The sequence below is a fragment of the Streptomyces sp. NPDC033216 genome (assembly GCF_055577115.1).
Genome location: NZ_JBVIQK010000012.1, coordinates 35823 through 52878 on the forward strand (window position 1 = coordinate 35823; position 17056 = coordinate 52878).

Below are 17056 nucleotides of genomic sequence, written 5' to 3' on the forward strand. Positions count from 1 at the left end.
CCCCCAGGGGCCGCGGGAGCCGAGGGTCTCAGCGGCGGGGCGGTTCAAGTCCCAGTACCCGGTCCTTCAGGGCCGGGAACTGCTCCCGCGTCGTCGCGACCTTCGCCGGGTCGAAGTCCACGGTGAGGACCTCCTCGCCCGGTCCGGCCTCGGCCAGCACCTCGCCCCACGGATCGATCACGATCGAGTGACCGGCCTGAGGAACTCCGGCGTGCTTCCCGGCCGTTCCACACGCGAGCACGAACGCCTGGTTCTCCACCGCCCGCGCCTGAGCCAGCAGCGTCCAGTGCGCCCGGCGGCGCTCCGGCCAGCCCGCGGGGACGACCAGGGTCTCGGCGCCGGCGTCGACGAGACCGCGGAAGAGTTCGGGGAAACGGAGGTCGTAGCAGGTGGCCACGCCCAGGGTCGTCCCAGGCAGACGCACCGTCACCAGGTCCCGGCCCGCGCCCATCAGCACGGCCTCGCCCTTGTCGAAGCCGAAGCGGTGGATCTTGCGGTAGGCGGCGGCCAGTTCACCGGACGGGGAGAAGACGAGCGAGGTGTTGTAGAGGGGTCCGTCAGGGTCTCGTTCGGGGATCGAGCCCGCGTGCAGCCACACACCGGCGTCGCTCGCGGCCTTGGCCATCGCCTCGTGCGTCGGGCCGTCCAGCGGTTCGGCCTCGGCGGCGAACTCCTCGTAGGCGAAGGCACCGGTCGTCCACAGTTCGGGCAGGACCACCAGATCGGCGGCACCGGCCTGGTCCCGTACCAGAGACGCGACCCGCCCCCGCCGCGATGCGACCGATTCACCCTCATCCACGGCAATCTGGAGCAGAGAGGCGCGCACACTACCACCGTCCTGGCATTCGAGCCGTTCACACGGGCCTACGATCGTCACACGAAAGCACTGCCGGGGTGCCTCACAGCAGCGTAGCTTGGGGGTCCCCCCAGCCTCGAGCGCAGTCGAGAATTGGGGGAGTTCCAAGACACCCGCCGAGAGCCGCCTCCCGCTGGCGAACCCGCCACCACCCGCCCGTGTACCGACCGCCGAGGGGTCCCGTTCCGTGAGTCTGCATCCCACCCTCCAGCCCTACGCCGACGCCTGGACCCACTCCATCGAAGCTATATCCGAGCTGGTTCAGCCGCTTGTCGAGGGCGAGTGGAACAGGCGGACACCGTGCCCGGGCTGGTCGGTCCGCGACCTCGTCTCACATGTCATCGGCCTGGACAGCGAGATGTACGGCGATCCGCGTCCCATCCACACGCTCCCGCGCGACCTCTTCCACGTCACCAACGACTTCCAGCGCTACATGGAGATGCAGGTCGACGTCCGCCGCCACCACACGGCGCCGGAGATGACCTCCGAGCTGGAACTCATGATCATCCGTCGCAACCGCCAACTGCGGAACGAGACCCGTCAGCCGGACACCATGGTCCGCGGCCCCCTCGGTACCGAGCTGACCCTCGAGGAGTCGATGCGCAACCACGCGTTCGCCGTGTGGGTGCACGAGCAGGACCTGCGGGCGGCCCTCGGCCGCCCCGGCAACCTCGACTCCCCCGGCGCCCACATCACCCGCGACGTGTTGCTCGAAGCGCTGCCGGCCGTCGTCGCCGAGAGGGCCGACGCGCCGCGCAGCTCGGCCATCGTCTTCGACGTCCACGGACCCGTCGAGTTCCTGCGCACGATCCGCGTCGACATCCAGGGCCGCGGCACCCTGGAGACCGCCCCCGCGCTCGGGCCCGCCGCCTCCTTCGCCCTCGACTGGGAGACGTACGTGCGCCTGGCCTGCGGCCGGGTCACGCCGGCGGCGGTGGCCGACCGGGTGAAGGCCGACGGCGAGCCGGAACTGGTGGCGGCGATCCTGCGGAACTTCGCGGTGACGCGGTGACGCGGTGACGCCGACCAGGTGTCGGGAACGAGCGAGTCCGCCGCGAGGATCGCGGCGGACTCGTCCCTGTGTCGTTCCCGGCGTCAGCTGATCTTCGCGTAGCCGTACTTGATGAGCTTCTGCACGTCCGCGGTGCGGTTGGCCGCCGAGGACGACGTGAGGACAGCACCCACCACCGACTCGCCGTTGAGCGTGGCGGCGAAGACGAGGCAGTACTTGGCCTCGGTGCCGGAGCCGGTCTTGATGCCGAGCGTGCCGTTCCAGCCGAGCAGTGTGTTGGTGTTGACCCACGGCGCCATCGTGCGCGCGGAGCCGGTCTTCGTTATCGTCCTGGCCGTGTACGACTTGGCCTTGACCACGGCGCGGAAGGTGGAGCTCTTCATCGCGCTGCGGCCGAGCAGCGTCAGGTCGCGCGCCGACGAGTAGTTGGAGCCCTTGCTGATGCCGTCGAACGAGTCGAAGTGCGTGTTCTTCATGCCCAGGGCCTTGGCCGTGGTGTTCATCTTGCCGATGAACGAATTCACCCGAGCGGCGCGCGTGGTGCCCGTGCCGAACTTGTCGGCCAGCGCGTACGCCGCGTCACAGCCCGACGGGAGCATCAGCCCGTAGAGCAGCTGACGGACGGTGACCCGGTCGCCGACGATCAGCTTGGCGTTGGAGGCGTAGTTGTTGGCGATGATGTAGTCGCTGTACGCCTTCTGGATCGTGACCCTGGCGTCCAGGTTGAGGTTCGCCTGCGACAGCACCACCTTCGCGGTCATGATCTTCGTCGTGGAGGCGGTGAGCCTCCTGGTGTCGGCGCCCTTCGCGTAGAGGGAAGCGCCCGTGGCGTTGTTCATCACGAAGCCGCTCTTGGCGGTGATCGTGGGCACCGTGACAGCCTGTGCGGGTGCCGCGAAGAGAACTCCCGTGGAGAGCATCGCACCGGCCGTCACGGCCACGGCGGCGGCTCTGCGAACCCGGAAGCCCTTGGTGGCGGTTATCAACTGAAATACCCCGATTACGTCGAATGCCCCTGCGATGCGGCCGAGTTGGAGGGGAAGGCAGAAGGGGCCGCGTGTGTGTGACACGTAAGTAGCACAGATGGTTGTGCGCCCGCTGCGGAGAATTCTCGGCCCTCCCCTGTCACCCCCGTCACCCCAGGGCCGCCGAGGGGTCGGTCGAGGGGCCGCCGCGACACCGGGCGAGGGGCCGCCGCGGTACCGGTAGAGGGGCCGCCGCCACGCGGCACGGCCGCCCGTTCCGCATGGTGGACCCGTCCCACCCTTGCGTACGTGTTGTATCTATCCTGTCCGCATGCCTTCCGTCGCGCCCGCGCCCGTCAAGCGGCTCCCCGCAGCCGACCGCGTCTACACGCACGTCAAGCAGGGTGTGCTCGACCGCCGTTACGAGGGCGGCACCCTCCTCACCGAGGGCGAGCTGGCCGAGGCCGTCGGAGTCTCCCGCACGCCGGTACGCGAAGCGCTGCTGCGCCTGGAGACCGAAGGACTGATCAAGCTCTATCCGAAGAAGGGCGCCCTGGTCCTGCCGGTCTCCGCCCAGGAGATCAAGGACGTCGTCGAGACCCGGCTGCTGGTCGAGGAACACGCGGCGCGCAAGGCCGTCCCCGCCCCCGCCGGACTGCTCCGACGGCTCGAAGAACTGCTGGAGCAGCAGAAGACGCAGGCCGCCGCCGGTGATCTGGCCGGGGCCGCCGTCACCGACCGCTGCTTCCACGCCGAGATCGTCCGCAGCGGCGGCAACGAGATCCTGTCCCGGCTCTACGACCAGCTGCGCGACCGCCAGCTGCGGATGGGCGTCGCCGTGATGCACTCCCACCCCGACCGGATCGCCAAGACCCTCGCCGAGCACGAGGAGATCCTCCAGGCTCTGCGCTCCGGGGACGCCGAGGAGGCCGTGCGGATCGTCCACCGGCACGTCGGCTGGTTCTCGCACCTGGCGCGGGGTGAGGTCCGATGAGCAACATCACCCTGCCGGGTGACCCGCCCGGCGGACGGCGCGCGGCAGCCGTTTGGGGGACCGGCGTCTCCGTCTACTTCGTCGCCGTCATCTTCCGTACGTCCCTCGGGGTGGCCGGCCTCGACGCCGCCGACCGCTTCGACGTGAACGCCTCGGCCCTGTCGACCTTCTCCATCCTCCAACTGCTCGTCTACGCCGGCATGCAGATACCCGTGGGCCTGCTGGTCGACCGGCTCGGCACCAAGAAGGTGCTGGCCATCGGCGTCGTCCTGTTCACCGCCGGACAACTAGGCTTCGCCTTCTCCCCCACGTACGGCACCGCCCTCGCCTCGCGCGCGCTGCTCGGCTGCGGCGACGCGATGACGTTCATCAGCGTGCTGCGGCTCGGCACCCGCTGGTTCCCCGCCCGCCGCGGACCCCTCGTCGCGCAGCTCGCGGGACTGGCCGGCATGGCGGGCAACCTCGTCTCCACCCTGCTCCTGGCCCGGCTGCTGCACGGCATCGGATGGACGGCCGCGTTCGCGGGCAGCGCCCTCGCCGGAGTCGTCGTACTCGTCCTGCTCCTGCTGTTCCTCGAGGACCACCCCGAGGGCCACGAGCCCCAGCCGTTCCCGCACCAGGGCGCCGCCTACGTACGGCGGCAGATCGCCGAGTCCTGGCGGGAGCCGGGGACGCGGCTGGGGCTGTGGGTGCACTTCACCACCCAGTTCCCCGCGATGGTGTTCCTGCTGCTGTGGGGCATGCCGTTCCTGGTCGAGGCGCAGGGCCTCAGCCGCGCCACGGCCGGCGAACTGCTGACCCTGGTGGTCCTGTCCAACATGGCCGTCGGACTCGTCTACGGCCAGGTCGTCGCCCGGCACCACGAAGCGCGGTTGCCGCTGGCGCTCGGCACGGTCGGGGCGACCGCGCTGCTGTGGGCGGTCACGCTGGCCTACCCCCAGGAGCACGCGCCGATGTGGCTGCTCGTCGTGCTGTGCGCGGTGCTGGGCGCCTGCGGACCGGCGTCGATGCTCGGTTTCGACTTCGCGCGTCCCGCGAATCCGCCGGAGCGACAGGGCACCGCCTCCGGGATCACCAACATGGGCGGGTTCGTCGCCTCCATGACGACCCTCTTCGCGGTCGGGGTCCTGCTGGACGCGACCGGCGACGACTACCGGATCGCCTTCTCCTCGGTGTTCGTGCTCCAGGCGCTCGGGGTCAGCCAGATCCTGCGGTTGCGTTCGCGCGCGGCTCGTCGGGAGCGGGAGCGTTTGGTCACCAGCCGGGTGTCCGCCGTGCATGTGCCTGCGTAGCGTGGACGGTTGCCGCGCTGCGCGCGCCGGGGGCTGCCGGGTCTGCCCGTGCCGGGGGCTGCCGGGTCTGCCCGTGCCGGGGGCTGCCCGGGCTGCCCCCTCGGCTCCCCGCTGCGGCTCTTGAACGGGCCTCGTCCTCGAGCGCCTGACAGGTCGATTCGCTTGCCCGGCGGCCGAAACCGGTTTGCCCGCACACTCGTTCGGGACCTAGCGTCGTCGCCTACGACGTGTAGCTCAGCAGCAGAGCACCGGGCTCGGGACCCGGAGGGCGCGGGGGCGGAACCCGCCACGTCGGCGCATCGGCGTGTAGCTCAGCAGCAGAGCACCGGGCTCCTGTCCCGGAGGGCACGGGGGCAGAGCCCGTCACGCCGGCTTATGAACCACGACGCTGACCAGCAGCACCTCGTAGAGGCGAACCCGGGCTACGCGTCCGGCCAACTGGCCAGGGCGCTCACGACCGCCCGGACCCACCCGGACCCCGAGGCCCGCCACCGCGCGGAGGAACGGGGGCGGCGCTGGCGTGACGTGCTGTCGGGCATGACGGGCGGACTGCTGACGATCGGCTCCCGCACCCCCGTCGCGGGCCTGCCCGCCTGGGTCACGCCCGAGGTCGTGCGCGGCGGCTTCGCCACCGGGAAACCGGCCGCCGGCGGACCCCTGCTCGCCCAGGAGACCGAGGCCGCGCGCCGGGCGGGCGTCCCGGAGAACCGACGGGACCTGTTCGCGTACTGGCTGTCCGAGGAGGGCCTCGGCCGGCTCGGCGAGCTGCTCGAGACCGGACGGTACGAGGTGACCCTGCCCGAGGAGGCCGCCCTGCTCACGGTGGCGTGGCTGGTCCGGGCCGGGGAGACGGACGCGGCCGTCGACCTCGTCGAGGAGATCGCCCCGTTCGCCGACCGGCTGCGGTTCACGCCGCGGCCCTCCGACCTGCCGGCTCCCGACCCCGGTGCCGTGCACCGCCGTACCGTCGGCGAGGCCATCGGCACGCTGGACCGGCGCACGCCCAGCCGGGCCGTGGAGACACAGCGGGAGGCGCTGACCGTCTGGCAGCCGTTCGGGGACGAACTGCTCTCGCACTGGCTGGAGACGGCCGACGAGGACGGGCGCGTCCCGGGCCGCACCCCCGGCGCCGACTGGCGCGAGCGGAGCGGCGAACTGCTGCGCCGATACGCCGACCTGGCCCGCCGTCACACGTACTGCACCAAGCACCTCGACCCCAAGCAGAACCTGGCGATCCTGCGGAGCGCGCTGGAGGAGACCGTCGCCGGGCGGAAGCTGGACGCGCGCCGGTCCGGGCTGCTGCGGCACGCCGTCACGTCCATGGTGCGTCGGCGGGGGCGTCCCGGCTCCCCACGGTTGACGGCGCTGCGCCGGGAGCAGGCCGTCCAGACGGCGCTGCCCTCGCACCACGCGCTCGCGCAGCTGGTGCTGCGCCGGCTGGCCGGACTGCCGCAGGAGGTGGGGGCCGCGCAGGTCGCACCACTGCTGGTTCCGGTGAGCGAGCAGGAGGCCCGGGAGACCGGACTGCCCGCGGGCGCCGTGATCCCTGCCGCCCTGCGGCGGCCCGTCGAGGCCGCGCTGAGCGCGCCCGTCGCCACGCTGGTGGAGCAGGGTCTCGTCCCGTCCGCGGAGGTGCTGGCCGCACTGGTTCCGCAACTCGTCGCCGTCACCACCGCGCAGACCTACCCGGACGAGGCCCTGCGCACCCTGGCCGCCGCCGGATACCGGGCTTTCCGCTACCGCCGGTCGCTGCTGCTGCTCGACCTCGAACGGCAGGTGCGGGCGGAGGAGCTGCCCTGGGTGAAGGCCGTGGCCGGGCAGCGCTCCGACGCCGAGGCGGGGACGGAGTCCGCCCTCGCGCTGCGGCAGCTGGGCGAGCTGGCCGTGCAGGCGTTCCCGGCCACCGTGCTGCCCAACCCGCTGGTCCGCGAGCTGTCCGTGCTGGCCCGCCAGGCCGAGCTGGGCGCTCCCCTGGTGGAGGAGCTGGCCGCGGACATCTTCATGGGCACGTTCACCCCGAAGTTCCTCGCCGCCGCCCGTGTGGCCGCGGAACTGCTCGGCGGGGGCTCGCTGTACGAGCGCTACTACGCCATCGACTACCGCGCGATCCGTGACATGGCGATCACCGAGGTCGCCGGGGCACAGACCCGGCAGCTCCGGCCGCGCACCTCCCCGGGGTTCGCGAAGCTGTGCGCCGAACGGGCCGCGGCGTCCTCGCCCGGCCACCGGTACGACGGCTCCACGGCCGCGAACGGCATGGTGATCGAGCAGGCGCAGATCCTCACCACGCACAACCTCGCCACCCTGGTCCACCGGGTCGGCATCGTCCCCACCACCGGCTGGGAGAACCTGGCCCGGCGCAGCTTCGGCACGGTGTGCCGGCTGACCGCCCGGATGAACGGCCACCCGTGGCCCCTGACCACCATCAAGGACGCCGCCTACGCCTGGCGACAGATGCTGTTCCACCTGTCCCTCTGCCCACCGGAGGAGCGGACCCGCACCCTGAACTGGCTGCCAGAGGAGGCCCGGCGACGGCCGGGGCATGTCGAGGGCCGACTGGCCCCGGCACTCACCGGACTGCGCCAGGTCGCGGAGGGCGGCTCGGCGGACTCCGGAACAGGCCGTCGGCTGTTGGGGTGGAGCACCGGGGGGCACTGGATGCGGGGGCCGGGGGGCGCGGCGGGGGGATGAGACGGGTGGGGCCCCCGGCAGACCCGCCCGGCCTCGCCTGCGGTTTCGGGGGAGGCCGCGTCCGCGTCACTCGGATACGCGGCTCTCCCCGGCCTCGCCTTCCGGAAGAGGCCGCGTCGGCTTCACTCCGATACGCGGCTCCTCCGGACGGGGTGCCGTGGACTCAGCCCCAGGTGATCAATCTCTTCGGCTGCTCCAGGACGGCCGCCACGTCGGCGAGCACCTTGGAGCCCAGCTCGCCGTCGACCAGGCGGTGGTCGAAGCTCAGCGCCAGCGTGGTCACCTGCCGTGGCTTCACCTTGCCCTTGTGGACCCACGGCTGGAGCTTGATCGCGCCGACCGCGAGGATCGCGGACTCGCCGGGGTTGAGGATCGGCGTACCGGTGTCGACGCCGAAGACGCCGACGTTGGTGATGGTGACCGTGCCCCCCTGCATGGCCGCCGGGGACGTCCTGCCCTCGCGCGCCGTCGCCACCAGCTCGCCCAGCGCCTCGGCCAGTTGCGGCAGCGTCTTGTCGTGGGCGTCCTTGATGTTCGGCACGATCAGCCCGCGCGGGGTCGCGGCCGCGATGCCCAGGTTGACGTAGTGCTTGCGCACGATCTCCTGGCCGGCCTCGTCCCAGGAGGCGTTGACGTCCGGATTGCGCTTGATGGCCACCAGCAGCGCCTTGGCGATCAGCAGGAGCGGGTTCACCCGCAGGCCCCGCATGTCCTTGTCCTGCTTCAGCTCCTCGACGAGCTTCATGGTGCGCGTGACGTCGACCGTCACGAACTCGGTGACATGCGGCGCCGTGAACGCCGAGCCCACCATCGCCGCCGCCGTCGCCTTACGGACGCCCTTGACCGGGATACGGGTCTCGCGTGCCGTGTCGTACGAGGGGGCCGGAGCCGAGGTGGTGACCGGCGCCGGGGTGGCCGCCGGCGTGGGCCGCGGTGCCGCCGGCCGGTCCGGTGCCTGCGCGGGGGCCGCGGCGGCGTGAACGTCCTCGCGCGTGATGATGCCGTCCGGGCCGGACGGGACCACCGAGGCGAGGTCCACCCCCAGGTCCTTGGCCAGCTTGCGCACGGGCGGCTTGGCCAGCGGGCGGGGCCGGTCGGCCGCCACGGACGGGACGGCGGTGACCGCGGAGGGAGCGGGGGTGGCCGGGGGGACCGTCCCGTGTCCGTTCAGTTCCGCCTGGACGGCGGCGGAGACGGACGCCGCCTCCTGGACCGGGATCTCGGCGCTCTTGCGCGGGCGGCGCTTGGTGGAGGACGCGGCCACGCCGTAACCGACGAGGACCGGCTGTCGGCCGGACCCCTGCGCCTTCGGCTCCTCGGGCTGCTGCTCCACGGCGGGGGCGGCGGCAGGGGCGGGGGCGGCGGCCGGCGCCGATCCGCCCGACACCTCCACCGCGATGATCGACATGCCCACGTCGACCGTGGTGCCCTCGGGGAACCGCAGCTCGCGCACCACACCGTCGTAGGGGATGGGCAGTTCGACGGCGGCCTTGGCCGTCTCGACCTCGCACACCACCTGGCCGTCGGTCACCGTGTCACCGGGCTGGACATACCACTTGAGGATCTCGGCCTCGGTGAGTCCCTCGCCCACGTCGGGCATCTTGAACTCGCGTACGGACGTTTCCGTCATCGTCGTCACGACCCTCTCCTCAGTACGCCAGGGCACGGTCGACGGTGTCGAGCACCCGGTCCAGGCCCGGCAGGTACTCCTCTTCCAGACGCGCCGGCGGGTACGGGGCGTGGTAACCGCCGACCCGGAGCACCGGGGCCTCCAGGTGGTAGAAGCAGCGCTCCGTGATCCGGGCGGCGATCTCCGCGCCCGAACCGAAGAAGACCGGCGCCTCATGGACGACGACCAGACGGCGGGTCTTCTCCACGGAGGCCTGGATGGAGTCGAAGTCGAGCGGGGAGACCGAACGCAGGTCCAGGACCTCCAGGCTCTTGCCCTCCTCGGCGGCCGCGGCGGCGGCCTCCTGGCAGAGCTTCACCATCGGGCCGTAGGCGACGAGGGTCAGGTCGGTGCCCTCGCGGACGACCCGCGCCTTGTGCAGGGGGCCGGGGATCGCCTCGGGGTCGACCTCGCCCTTGTCCCAGTAGCGCCGCTTGGGCTCGAAGAAGATCACCGGATCGTCGCTCTGGATGGCCTGCTGCATCATCCAGTAGGCGTCGTCGGCGTTCGACGGGGAGACCACCTTCAGGCCTGCCACGTGCGCGAAGAGCGACTCGGGGGACTCCGAGTGGTGCTCCACGGCGCCGATGCCGCCGCCGTAGGGGATCCGGATGACGACCGGCATCTTGATCTTGCCGAGCGCACGCGCGTGCATCTTCGCGAGCTGGGTGACGATCTGGTCGTAGGCCGGGAAGACGAAGCCGTCGAACTGGATCTCCACCACCGGGCGGTAACCGCGCAGGGCCAGGCCGATCGCCGTGCCCACGATGCCCGACTCGGCGAGCGGGGTGTCGATGACGCGGGACTCGCCGAAGTCCTTCTGAAGGCCGTCCGTCACCCGGAACACGCCGCCGAGCTTGCCGACGTCCTCACCCATGACGAGGACCTTGGGGTCCGACTCCAGGGCCTTGCGCAGCGACTCGTTGATCGCCTTGGCGAGGGCCATCTTCTCCGCCATCTCAGTTACCCCCCTCGGAAGAGTCCGCGAACGACGCCTGGTAGGCGGCGAACTGGGCCCGCTCCTCGTCGACGAGCGCATGCCCGTCCGCGTACACGTTCTCGAAGATGGCGAAACGGTCCGGGTCCGGCATCGAACGGACCGCTTCGCGCACTCGCCTGCCCAACGCCTCGCTCTCGGCCTCGAGTTCCGCGAAGAATGCCTCGTCCGTGTGGTTTGAGGTCTCCAGGTACCGGCGCAGGCGCAGGATCGGGTCCTTCGCCTCCCAGGCCGCCCGCTCGTCGTCGTGGCGGTAGCGGGTCGGGTCGTCGGAGGTGGTGTGGGCACCCATGCGGTACGTGTACGCCTCGACGAGGGTCGGTCCCTCGCCCCTGCGGGCCCGCTCCAGGGCCCACTTGGTGACCGCCAGGCAGCCGAGGACGTCGTTGCCGTCGACGCGGACGCCCGGGAAGCCGTAGCCCTGGGCGCGCTGGTAGAGCGGCACACGGGTCTGCTTCTCGGTCGGCTCGGAGATCGCCCACTGGTTGTTCTGGCAGAAGAACACCACCGGCGCGTTGTACACCGCGGAGAAGGTGAACGACTCGGCCACGTCGCCCTGGCTGGAGGCACCGTCGCCGAAGTAGGCGATGACCGCCGAGTCCGCGCCGTCCTTGGCCACGCCCATCGCGTAGCCCGTGGCGTGCAGCGTCTGGGAACCGATGACGATCGTGTACAGGTGGAAGTTGTTGCCGTTGGGGTCCCAGCCGCCGTTGTTGACGCCGCGGAACATGCCGAGCAGGTTCGCCGGGTCGACACCGCGGCACCAGGCGACGCCGTGCTCACGGTAGGTCGGGAAGACGTAGTCGTCGTCGCGCAGGGCCCGGCCGGAACCGATCTGGGCGGCCTCCTGGCCGAGCAGGGAGGCCCACAGGCCCAGCTCGCCCTGGCGCTGGAGGGAGGTGGCCTCGGCGTCGAAGCGGCGGGTGAGCACCATGTCGCGGTAGAGGCCGCGCAGCTCCTCGGGCGTGACATCGGCGACGTACGGGTCGTACTCGGCGTTCTTCACGCGCTCGCCCTCGGGCGTCAGCAGCTGCACGAGCTGGGGCTCGGCGGTGCCCTTCGGCGCGGCGGCGCGGGTGGTACGAGTGGTGCGCTTGGTACCGGTGGCCTTGGTCGCCGCGTCGGTGGCCTCGGCCGCCGTCCCGGTGCCGGTGGCGCCGGCCTTGCCTCCGGCGCTGCGTCGCGGCTTGCGCGCGGCAGTGCTCTCCACGGTCACGTGTGCTCCTCCGTCGGTCCGGCCCCCGGGGTTGCCGGGTGGCCAGTGCGGCTCACCTGTTCCGAAACCCGTGCACGGGGTGGGTGCCCTCGGCCGGAACAGGCGACAGGTGCCCCGGCGAGCGCCCTGCAAGCCTCACGTTACCCAGTGCGCCACATTTCTGTGCAACCCCACCTGACCTGCGTTTTTGCTTGGATTTCCAAGTAAATCGGCAAAGTCGGGAAGGAGCCTGGTCACAGCCTTGCAGGAGGCCGGAGCAACGGCACGTTATCCCGCGCACCCAGGTCACGGGAAGAGTTTCCGCGCAGGAGCACCACCGCGAACACGAAGGGACAATTCGCCTTGTTTTTCCACTGGCACCACTCGGAGCCGCACCCCGGACAGTGAGCGGCGGCGCCCCCTTCCAGCCGTCGGCCACCGGACGGTCACCCCGCGTCGCGACCCTAGCCGCGGCGGGCCTCGCCCGTCCGGACCACTTCGCGGCCGAGGCACACCCCAGGACGACCGTCCGGGATCACTTGTGACAGCAGGTGACGGTGTGTGACAACACCCAGCTCACAGCGTCGCCGCGTGCCCTACGATCTGCGCGTGCCGCGCTCCTGTGTACCACCCCTCTTGCCCCACGCGCCCCCTCTGGCCGCCCTGCTCCGACGCTATGCCGCCGGTTCCCCGCTCTCGTGCGAGCCCGTCGACCAAGGGCTGCTGAACCGCGGTTACCGGCTGCGCACCACCCGCGGCCGCTACTTCCTCAAACACCACTTCGACCCCGACACCGCCGACCCGCACTCGATCGTCCGGCAGCACCGGGCCACCCAGCGCCTGGCCGACCTGGGAGTCCCGGTCGCACCCCCGCTGCCCGGCCGCGACGGGCGCACGGTCGCCGTCGTCGGCGGCCACTTCTACGCCCTGCACCCGTGGGTCGACGGCCGGCACCGCCACGGCACCCAGCTCACCCCCCACGCGTGCGGGCGCCTGGGGACGCTGCTGGGGGTGGTCCACGCCTGCCTGGAGCGCGTGATGCCGGCCCACGTGAGGGCACGCGCCACTCCCGCCGAGAGCCCCGCCCCCGCCGACACCTTCGCCCTGATCGACGACCTCCTCGCGCTCGTACGCCGGCACCGCCCCTGCGACGCCTTCGACGAACTGGCCCGTCACCGGCTTCTGGAACGCCGCGCCCTGCTGGAGCGGCACGCCGGCCGGCGCCCTCCGCACGCCGGTCCGGCCGGCTGGGTGCACGGTGACTTCCACCCCTTCAACCTGCTCTACCGCGGGGAGGCCCCCGCCGCGATCGTCGACTGGGACCGGCTCGGCGTGCAGCCCCGCGCGGAGGAGGCCGTACGCGCCGCCGCGATCTTCTTCCTCCGGCCCGACGGCACCCTCGACCTGGCGAGGGCTCGGGCGTACGCGCGCGCGTACCGGCCCGCCGCCGGTGCCACGCCCAGCGAGCTGGCGGCCGCCGTGCACCGGGTGTGGTGGGAGCGCCTGAACGACTTCTGGATGCTGCGCTGGCACTACGAGCGCGGCGACACCCGTGCCGACCCCCAGTTCCCGGCCGCGTCCGCCCTCGCGGTGTGGTGGACACGGGAGTACGACGCGGTGTGCGACGCGTTCACGGAGTGACGGGGCCCGGAAGGCGGGCCTCGGAAACGACCACGCGCGCGGGAAGCCCCGTCGAAGGGTTCACGCGCGCGTGCGTGGTGCCGTTCCGTCGGTCAGCCTTCGTCGCCGGCGGTGCCGCCGTTGGTGACGCCGGAGATGGTGCCGCCCTGCGACGTCCCGCCGTCGCCGGTGCCCCCGTCCGCCGTGCCGGGATCGCTCGACACCGGGTCGCTCGGCTCCTCCGTCACCGGATCGCTCGTCACCGGATCCGACGGCTCGTCCGACGGCTCGCTGCTGTAGCTCGGCGAGGGCGAGTACGAGGGCGTGTACCGGGGCGTGTAGTTGGACCCGGAGTTCGAACCGGTGCTGCCGTCGGAGGTGTCCTCCGTCGACTTGTCGGTCGCCTTCTCGCTCGGCGGCGGGCTCGTCCGGTCGGCCGAGGCGGACGGTGTGGCGCTCGGCGACTTCGTGGTCTCGCTCCCGCCACCGCTCGCGCCCTGTTTGTTCAGGGCGAGCGCGACGCCCGCGGCGACGGCGATCACCGCGAGGACGGCGAGGATCCACAGCTTGCCGCGGCCGTTGCCCCGGTTGCCGCGCCCCTCGAACCCGCCGTCGTCGCCGTTGCCGTACCCCGGCAGGATCGGCTGCGAGATCTGCGAGGTGTGGGACCCGTCGGCGCCCTGCGGCAGCACACTCGTGCTCGCGAAGCCCACCGCGGCGGCACCGGCGCCGGTGCCCGCCTCGACGAGGCCGGTGTTCCAGGTGCCGGTGTGCGCGCCCTCGTCGTACAGCATCTGGAGCCCGTACTGGACGAGGCCGCGCATCTCCTCCGCGGTCTGGAACCGGTCGTCGGGGTCCTTGGCGAGGGAACGCATGACGAGGCCGTCGAGCTCCGGCGGGCACACGCCCTCCGAGATCCGCGACGGCGGCACCGGGATGTCCTGCACATGCTGGTAGACCACCGACAGCGGGGTCTCACCGGTGAACGGCGGCCGCAGCGCGAGCAGTTCGTACAGCAGGCAACCCGTGGCGTACAGGTCGGAGCGGTGGTCGACGGCCTTGCCGAGCGCCTGCTCCGGGGAGAGGTACTGCGGGGTACCCATGACCATGCCGGTCTGCGTCATGGTCGTCGACGCCCCGTGCAGGGCGCGCGCGATGCCGAAGTCCATCACCTTCACCGCGCCGTTGTCCGTGATGATCACGTTCGCCGGCTTGATGTCCCGGTGCACGATGCCGTGCTGGTGGGAGTAGGCGAGCGCCTCCAGCACCCCCGAGACGATGATCAGGGCCTGCTCGGGGCCCGGCGCCTCGGCGTTGAGGAGCAGGTCACGGATCGTCCGCCCCTCGACCAGCTCCATCACGATGTACGGCACGCTCTGGCCGCCGACGACGTCCTCGCCGGAGTCGTACACGGCGACGATCGCGTGGTGGTTGAGGCCGGCCACCGACTGGGCCTCGCGCGTGAAGCGGGCCTTGGAGACCGGGTCCTCGGCGAGGTCGGCGCGCAGCAGCTTGACCGCGACGGTGCGGCCGAGACGCACATCCTCGGCGGCGAACACCTCCGCCATGCCGCCCCGCCCGAGTCTGCCGGTCAGCCGGTACCGGCCGTCTCCGACAAGTCCGCCGTTACCCCACATCTCCGGCGCATCTGACATACCGCCGCCAGTCGCCTCGGGGTCGGACGGGCCCTGAGCGCGCTGCTGTGGTGCCATCAGTCCTCGCCGTCGTTTCTGCCCGCGGTGCGCGCGGTGTTGTCACGGTCTCCGTCGGCCACGCTACAGCCTCCGCGCAAGCCGCCGGTCCGGGACGAGCCCGGGCATCGGTCGGAGACGGATCGGCCATCAAACCCGCAGTCCGCGTCGGCGTGCAAATTCTGTGTACCGGCAGTACGGCACCTGTAACGCTTGCGCGACTCTTCTTTCGCGTACGGTCACGGAACGGGCACCGAGCTTGACGTGTCGGTGCCCTGGGGCAGACTTGGCCGGGAATAGCACTTTCGATCAATGAGCAAGCCACGGCGAGCGGCAGCGCCGAGGGCCTGACGGGGGACGCAGAGAATGAGCCAGGACGGCGCGCAGGGCCGGTACGCGGGGCGGGCGCTCGCCGGCGGCCGCTATCAGCTGCGCGACTTGCTCGGCGAGGGCGGCATGGCCTCGGTGCACCTCGCCTACGACTCTGTCCTCGACCGGCAGGTCGCGGTCAAGACGCTCCACACCGAACTCGGCCGCGAACAGGCTTTCCGCGAGCGTTTCCGCCGCGAGGCCCAGGCCGTGGCGAAGCTCACCCACACCAACATCGTCTCGGTCTTCGACACCGGCGAGGACGATGTCGACGGCATGACCACCCCGTACATCGTCATGGAGTACATCGAGGGCCGCCCGCTCGGCTCGGTGCTCGACGAGGACGTACGGCGGCAGGGCGCGATGCCCGCCGACAAGGCGCTGAAGATCACCGCGGACGTGCTGGCCGCCCTGGAGATCAGCCACGAGATGGGCCTGGTCCACCGCGACATCAAGCCCGGCAACGTGATGATGACCAAGCGTGGCGTGGTCAAGGTGATGGACTTCGGCATCGCGCGCGCCATGCAGTCCGGTGTCACCTCGATGACGCAGACCGGCATGGTCGTCGGCACTCCGCAGTACCTCTCGCCCGAACAGGCCCTCGGCCGCGCTGTGGACGCCCGCTCCGACCTGTACTCGGTCGGCATCATGCTGTTCCAACTGGTGACCGGGCGGCTGCCCTTCGACGCCGACTCGCCACTCGCGATCGCTTACGCCCATGTGCAGGAGGAGCCGGTGGCTCCCTCCTCCATCAACCGCGCGCTGCCGCCGGCCGTCGACGCGCTCGTCGCCCGCGCGCTGAAGAAGAACCCGAACGAGCGCTTCCCCACCGCCGTCGCCATGCGCGACGAGTGCCTGCGCGTCGCGGCCTCCTTCCAGCCCGCCCCGCCGAGCATCGTGCCGGGCAACCCCTCGCAGAGCGGCTCGGGTGTCGGCTCCGCGGTGTTCCCGCCGGTCGGCCAGAGCCCCCAGACCCCCGTGGGCAACGTCCAGACGCCGTACCAGCCGGCTCCGACGCCCAACCCGTACGGCACCCCCTCGACGCCCGCCCCCTCCTACGGCTATCCGCAGCAGGGCTACCAGACGCCCGTTCCGGCGTACGGCCACCAGCAGGGGTCGAACACCCCGCCCGCGTACAACCTGAGCCCGCAGGCCCCGGCCGCGGGAGCGCCGGGCGGCGGCCGCGGGAACAACAGGGGAGTGCTCGTCGGCTCGGCGATCGTGGCCCTCGCGACCGTCGGCGCACTGATCGGGACCCTCGCGGCCGGCGGCAGCGGTGACGACGACAAGGGCGGCGACCCCGCCACCACCTCCTCGTCGCCGACGAAGGCCGCCGGTTACCGCGGTCCGGACACGTCCAAGACGATCGACACGTCCGAGTGCACCGAGCCGCAGGAGTCGTACAACGACCCCGACAAGATCCGGCTTCCCGACTTCAAGTTCAAGAACATCGACTCGGTCAAGGCCTGCTTCCAGGCGGCCGGTTGGAACATCAAGGAAAAGGACCAGGACGAGAACACCTACGGCGATGGGACGGTCATGAACCAGTTCCCGTCCGCCGGGACGGACGTCGACCCGAAGGACATGCCGGAGATCGAGCTGAGCGTCTCCACGGGCAACCCGCCGTCCTGACAAACCCCGAACGACCGAGAAGGGCCCGGCGTCGGTCGCCTGGCCCTTCTGTTCCGGTAGTCGGTACGGGTTC

12 protein-coding genes and 2 tRNA genes are annotated in these 17056 nt (G+C 71.5%); 8 read left to right on the top strand and 6 right to left on the bottom strand.

The window, feature by feature from the left end; all coding sequences use genetic code 11:
- Nucleotides 1-28 precede the first annotated feature (28 nt).
- Complete coding sequence (locus ACZ5Y0_RS22055; RefSeq protein ID WP_469130400.1) at nucleotides 29-826, bottom strand: carbon-nitrogen family hydrolase; 798 nt, start codon at nucleotides 824-826, stop codon at nucleotides 29-31.
- A 217-nt stretch (nucleotides 827-1043) separates the two neighbouring features.
- On the opposite strand from ACZ5Y0_RS22055, the gene ACZ5Y0_RS22060 reads away from it, so the two are divergent.
- Nucleotides 1044-1868, top strand: a complete 825-nt coding sequence (locus tag ACZ5Y0_RS22060; RefSeq protein ID WP_469130401.1) for a maleylpyruvate isomerase family mycothiol-dependent enzyme — start codon at nucleotides 1044-1046, stop codon at nucleotides 1866-1868.
- Between the two features lie 83 nt (nucleotides 1869-1951).
- Here ACZ5Y0_RS22060 and ACZ5Y0_RS22065 read toward each other — a convergent pair whose 3' ends face one another.
- Nucleotides 1952-2854 (bottom strand): D-alanyl-D-alanine carboxypeptidase family protein, encoded by a 903-nt coding sequence (locus ACZ5Y0_RS22065; RefSeq protein WP_469130402.1) that lies wholly within the window; start codon nucleotides 2852-2854, stop codon nucleotides 1952-1954.
- Nucleotides 2855-3164: 310 nt separating this feature from the next.
- Here ACZ5Y0_RS22065 and ACZ5Y0_RS22070 point away from each other — a divergent pair, with 310 nt between their 5' ends.
- From ACZ5Y0_RS22070 to ACZ5Y0_RS22090, 5 genes are all read left to right on the top strand, one after another.
- Nucleotides 3165-3827, top strand: a complete 663-nt coding sequence (locus ACZ5Y0_RS22070) for a GntR family transcriptional regulator (protein ID WP_469130403.1) — start codon at nucleotides 3165-3167, stop codon at nucleotides 3825-3827.
- Nucleotides 3824-5119 (top strand): MFS transporter, encoded by a 1296-nt coding sequence (locus tag ACZ5Y0_RS22075; RefSeq protein WP_469130404.1) that lies wholly within the window; start codon nucleotides 3824-3826, stop codon nucleotides 5117-5119. The genes ACZ5Y0_RS22070 and ACZ5Y0_RS22075 overlap by 4 nt, the downstream gene beginning before the upstream one ends.
- Before the next feature lie 223 nt (nucleotides 5120-5342).
- Nucleotides 5343-5414 (top strand) — tRNA-Pro (locus ACZ5Y0_RS22080).
- Nucleotides 5415-5419: 5 nt separating this feature from the next.
- A tRNA-Arg gene (locus tag ACZ5Y0_RS22085) sits at nucleotides 5420-5491 on the top strand.
- Nucleotides 5492-5494: 3 nt separating this feature from the next.
- A complete protein-coding gene (locus tag ACZ5Y0_RS22090; RefSeq protein ID WP_469130405.1) occupies nucleotides 5495-7810 on the top strand; it encodes a hypothetical protein in 2316 nt (771 codons plus the stop codon).
- A 163-nt stretch (nucleotides 7811-7973) separates the two neighbouring features.
- On the opposite strand, the gene ACZ5Y0_RS22095 is transcribed toward ACZ5Y0_RS22090, so the two are convergent.
- Genes ACZ5Y0_RS22095 through pdhA form a run of 3 tightly spaced genes read right to left on the bottom strand, consistent with a single transcriptional unit; the run spans nucleotide 7974 to nucleotide 11692 of the window.
- Nucleotides 7974-9449: a dihydrolipoamide acetyltransferase family protein gene (locus ACZ5Y0_RS22095; RefSeq protein ID WP_469130406.1), complete on the bottom strand. Its 1476-nt coding sequence runs from the start codon at nucleotides 9447-9449 to the stop codon at nucleotides 7974-7976.
- A gap of 10 nt (nucleotides 9450-9459) precedes the next feature.
- A complete protein-coding gene (locus ACZ5Y0_RS22100; RefSeq protein ID WP_469130407.1) occupies nucleotides 9460-10437 on the bottom strand; it encodes an alpha-ketoacid dehydrogenase subunit beta in 978 nt (325 codons plus the stop codon).
- 1 nt (nucleotide 10438) lies between these two features.
- The gene (gene pdhA, locus ACZ5Y0_RS22105) at nucleotides 10439-11692 is read right to left on the bottom strand and encodes a pyruvate dehydrogenase (acetyl-transferring) E1 component subunit alpha (RefSeq protein ID WP_469130408.1); all 1254 of its coding nucleotides are present in this window, start codon (nucleotides 11690-11692) and stop codon (nucleotides 10439-10441) included.
- 615 nt (nucleotides 11693-12307) lie between these two features.
- On the opposite strand from pdhA, the gene ACZ5Y0_RS22110 reads away from it, so the two are divergent.
- Nucleotides 12308-13312 carry a phosphotransferase gene (locus ACZ5Y0_RS22110; protein ID WP_469130570.1) on the top strand — a complete coding sequence of 335 codons (1005 nt, stop codon included), beginning with the start codon at nucleotides 12308-12310 and terminating at the stop codon, nucleotides 13310-13312.
- A 92-nt stretch (nucleotides 13313-13404) separates the two neighbouring features.
- Here the strand turns inward: ACZ5Y0_RS22110 and ACZ5Y0_RS22115 are convergent, their stop codons facing one another.
- On the bottom strand, nucleotides 13405-15003 hold the full coding sequence (locus ACZ5Y0_RS22115) for a protein kinase domain-containing protein (RefSeq protein WP_469130409.1): 1599 nt from the start codon (nucleotides 15001-15003) through the stop codon (nucleotides 13405-13407).
- 345 nt (nucleotides 15004-15348) lie between these two features.
- Between ACZ5Y0_RS22115 and ACZ5Y0_RS22120 the strand changes: the two genes are divergently transcribed.
- Nucleotides 15349-16983 carry a protein kinase domain-containing protein gene (locus tag ACZ5Y0_RS22120; protein WP_469130410.1) on the top strand — a complete coding sequence of 545 codons (1635 nt, stop codon included), beginning with the start codon at nucleotides 15349-15351 and terminating at the stop codon, nucleotides 16981-16983.
- Nucleotides 16984-17056 lie beyond the last annotated feature (73 nt).

Bases quoted from the DNA above. Each gene is read 5' to 3' on its own strand.
- ACZ5Y0_RS22100 (WP_469130407.1), bottom strand. From the start codon at position 10,437: ATGGCGGAGAAGATGGCCCTCGCCAAGGCGATCAACGAGTCGCTGCGC.
- ACZ5Y0_RS22090 (WP_469130405.1), top strand. From the start codon at position 5,495: ATGAACCACGACGCTGACCAGCAGCACCTCGTAGAGGCGAACCCGGGC.
- ACZ5Y0_RS22070 (WP_469130403.1), top strand. From the start codon at position 3,165: ATGCCTTCCGTCGCGCCCGCGCCCGTCAAGCGGCTCCCCGCAGCCGAC.
- ACZ5Y0_RS22075 (WP_469130404.1), top strand. From the start codon at position 3,824: ATGAGCAACATCACCCTGCCGGGTGACCCGCCCGGCGGACGGCGCGCG.
- ACZ5Y0_RS22120 (WP_469130410.1), top strand. From the start codon at position 15,349: ATGAGCCAGGACGGCGCGCAGGGCCGGTACGCGGGGCGGGCGCTCGCC.
- ACZ5Y0_RS22115 (WP_469130409.1), bottom strand. From the start codon at position 15,003: ATGGCACCACAGCAGCGCGCTCAGGGCCCGTCCGACCCCGAGGCGACT.